The 3,289-nt window shown below is 73.8% G+C and carries 1 protein-coding gene; it reads left to right on the top strand.

From position 1 onward, the window contains the following. The coding region (locus tag GA0115259_RS30120; protein WP_141716748.1) for an SDR family NAD(P)-dependent oxidoreductase at nt 1-3,289 on the top strand (3,289 nt) is incomplete at both ends.

Here is a 3,289-nt window from a genome sequence, read left to right as displayed (position 1 = left end):
CCCCGGGCGGCCCGCCGTCTCCTCCTTCGGTATCAGCGGCACCAACGCGCACACCGTCGTCGAGCAGGCGCCTCCCGCTCCCGAGGCCCCGGAAGCGGCGGACGCTCCGCCCGAGCCCGGCACCGTACCTCTGCTGGTCTCCGGGCGGACCGGAGAGGCGCTGCGGGCCCAGGCCGCCGCGCTGCTCTCCGCCCTGGAGACCGCTCCCGGCACGACCGTCCTCGACACCGCCTGCTCCCTGGCCACCACCCGGGCCGGCTTCGAGCACCGCGCGGTGGTCCTCGCCGCCGACCGAGCCACCGCGCTCGCCGGACTGACAGCTCTCGCCGAGGACGGCGCCTCTGCCGATCTCGTCCAGGACACTGTCCGGAGCGAGGGCAAACTGGCCTTCCTTTTCACCGGCCAGGGCTCGCAGCGGCTCGGCATGGGCCGTGAACTCCACGCGCGGTTCCCGGTCTTCGCCCATGCCCTGGACGAGGCGCTCGACGCGCTCGACCCGCTGCTGGACCGGCCGCTGGGGGAGGTGCTCTGGGGCGAGGACGCCGAGGCGCTGGACCGTACGGAGTACGCGCAGCCCGCGCTCTTCGCCGTCGAAACCGCGCTGTACCGCCTGGTCGAGTCCTTGGGCATCAAGCCCGACTATCTGACCGGCCACTCCATCGGCGAGATCACCGCCGCCCATGTGGCCGGAGTGCTCTCGCTCGCCGACGCGGCCACGCTCGTCGCCGCCCGGGGCCGGCTGATGCAGGCACTGCCCGCCGGTGGCGCCATGACCGCCGTACAGGCCACCGAGGACGAGATTGCCGCACTGCTGGCCGGACACGAGGACACCGTGTCGGTCGCGGCGGTCAACGGTCCCTCGGCGCTGGTGCTCTCCGGCGAGGAGGAGGCCGTCACCCGGATCGCGGCCCGGCTCGGCGCGGAGGGCAGGAAGACCAAGCGGCTCCGGGTCTCGCACGCCTTCCACTCGCCGCTCATGGAGCCGATGCTCGACGAGTTCCGCACCGTGGTCGAAGGGCTGACGCTCCAGGCGCCGCTGACGCCGTTCGTCTCCAACCTCACCGGCGAGCCCGCGACGGTCACGCAGGTCACCTCCGCCGACTACTGGGTGGACCATGTGCGCCGCGCCGTACGGTACGCGGACGGCGCCCGCTGGCTGGCCGGTCACGGAGTGACCACGTTCCTCGAACTCGGCCCCGACGGTGTGCTCTCCGCGATGACCGAGGAGTGCCTCGACACGACGGACGGCTCGGCGGGCAGCGACGCGACAGGCGGTACGGAAGGCGCGCGGGACCGTGCCGCGCTGCCCGCCCTGCGCTCCGGCCGGCCCGAGGTCCGGGCCCTCACCACGGCCCTGGCCGGGCTGTATGTACGAGGTGTCACCGTCCGCTGGGACGCGTACTTCGCCGCCACCGGAGCCCGCCGCGTCGACCTGCCGACCTATGCCTTCCAGCGCCGTAGGTACTGGCCCAGGGAAAACCAGGGCCAGAGCGCCGATCTGCGGGCCGCCGGTCTCGGCGCCGCCCACCATCCGCTGCTCTCGGCCGCCGTCTCCCTCGCCGACTCCGAAGGCGCTCTGCTCACCGGCCGGCTCTCGCTGCGGACCCATCCGTGGCTCGCCGACCACACCGTGCGCGGCACCACGCTCCTTCCCGGCACCGCCTTCCTCGAACTCGCCGTGCGCGCCGGTGACGAGGTCGGCTGTGACCGCGTCGAGGAACTGACGCTGGCCGCGCCGCTGATCCTCCCGGAGCGAGGCGGCGTCCAGGTCCAGCTCTGGGTCGGCACGCCCGACGACTCGGGCCGCCGTACCGTCCATGTGTACTCACGCCCTGAGGACGGCGACGAGACGGCGTGGACTCCGCATGCCACCGGTGTACTCGCGATCGGCGAGGAGCGGGAGCAGGTGCAGGCGCGGGCGCGGGAGCACGTCGGCTTCGACGCCTCCGTCTGGCCGCCGGCCGGAGCCGAACCCGTCGCCACCGACGGGCTGTACGAGCGCCTCGCCGAGGACGGCTTCGCGTACGGTCCGCTCTTCCGAGGGCTCCGCTCGGTCTGGCGGCGCGATGGCGAGGTGTACGCCGAGGTCGCGCTGCCCGAGGGCGGTACGGACGGCGGTACGGACGACGCCGAGGCCTTCGGACTTCATCCCGCGCTGCTCGACGCGGCGCTGCACGCGGCCTCCTTCATAGAACTCGGCACGGAGAGCCGAGGCGGACTGCCCTTCTCCTGGGAGGGCGTCTCGCTGCACGCGACCGGCGCCTCGGCGCTACGGGTACGGCTCTCCCCGGCAGGCGAGGACGCGGTCTCGATCAGCGTGGCCGACACCTCCGGCGCGCCGGTCTTCTCCGTCGACTCGCTGGTGCTGCGCCCGGCTTCGGCGACGCCTCTCGACGTCGCCGCCACGGCGGCCCGGGACGCGCTGTTCGCCTTGGACTGGGTGCCGGTACGCAGTGCTCCGGCGCTCCCTGGCCCGGTCGCCCTGGTCGGTCCCGACGCGTTCGGACTCGCCGGGGACCCCGCGCTGGCGACCGGCAGGATCCATCCGGACCTGGCGTCGCTGGCGGCGGCGGAGACCTCGGTCCCCGATGCCGTCCTGATGACGCTCACCGGAGAGCCCGGCGCCGACGCGGCCCACACTCTGACGGCCGACGTCCTCGCCACCGCGCAGGCCTGGCTCGCCGAGGAGCGGTTCGCCGGCTCCCGGCTGGTCTTCGTGACGCGCGGCGCGGTCGGTGGCCATGACCCGGCGGCGGCAGCGGTCTGGGGCCTGGTGCGCTCCGCGCAGTCCGAACACCCGGGCGCCTTCGGGCTCCTGGATCTGGACCCCGAGGGACCGGCCGAGCTGTCACTTCCCGCCCTGGGCTCGGACGAGCCCCAACTGATCGTCCGCGGCGGCGAGATCCTCGCCGGACGTCTGGTCCGCAGAGCTCCCGGCGACACCCGCACGGCCCCTGTCCGGGACACCGAAGGCCGTGTCCTGATCACCGGTGGTACGGGCGGTCTCGGCGCGGTCTTCGCCCGGCATCTCGTCGCCGAGCACGGCCTGCGGAAGCTCCTGCTGGTCAGCCGCCGAGGCCCGGCCGCCGAAGGTGCCGAGGAGCTGGCCGCCGAACTGACAGCCCAGGGCGCCGATGTCGTCCTCGCCGCCTGTGACGCGGCGGACCGCGAAGCACTGGCGGAGCTGCTCGCCGAGCACACCGTCTCCGCTGTGGTGCACACGGCGGGTGTGCTGGACGACGGTGTCATCGGCTCGCTCACGCCCGAGCGGCTGGATGCCGTACTGCGT

The sequence above is a fragment of the Streptomyces sp. MnatMP-M17 genome, assembly GCF_900091995.1.
Lineage (GTDB): Bacteria > Actinomycetota > Actinomycetes > Streptomycetales > Streptomycetaceae > Streptomyces.
This window is presented reverse-complemented; position numbering and strand designations above follow the sequence as displayed.